Source organism: Vibrio sp. 10N.222.55.C6 (assembly GCF_041473395.1).
In the GTDB taxonomy this organism is placed as follows: Bacteria; Pseudomonadota; Gammaproteobacteria; order Enterobacterales; family Vibrionaceae; genus Vibrio; species Vibrio crassostreae_C.
Genome location: NZ_JBFRSD010000183.1, coordinates 1 through 371, shown reverse-complemented (window position 1 = coordinate 371; position 371 = coordinate 1). Strand labels below are relative to the sequence as shown.

The following is a 371-nucleotide window of genomic DNA, read 5'->3' as shown; positions in this document are numbered from 1 at the left end:
GCAGAAAGGAACTCCCCAACCCATTGACCAAAAGTCGCAGAGTCTTTGCGGATATCAACAGCAACATCAAACACCTCTCCCGAAATAACCCGAACCAATTTACCTTGGGTGTTTTCAGTTTGGTAATGTAAACCGCGTAGAGTACCCTTCTTAGACTTAGAGTGGTTATCTTGTACAAATTGTGTTGGTTTACCTGTAACTAACTCTTCAAATTGTTTTTTGTTCCATGTTTCCATGAAAAAGCCACGCTCGTCGCCAAACACTTTGGGCTCTATAATTTTCACATCAGCTATGCGGGTATCTATTACTTTCATTATTTTATCCTGCGTACGCTCTAATATTGCTTAATGCCGCCTTCCAGTCACTAGGCT

1 protein-coding gene is annotated in these 371 nt (G+C 41.5%); it reads right to left on the bottom strand.

All coding sequences use genetic code 11. The features are described 5' to 3' along the window. A partial coding sequence (gene rfbC / locus AB4486_RS23150; RefSeq protein ID WP_372118862.1) for a dTDP-4-dehydrorhamnose 3,5-epimerase occupies nucleotides 1–314 on the bottom strand: 314 nt, incomplete at its 3' end. Nucleotides 315–371 lie beyond the last annotated feature (57 nt).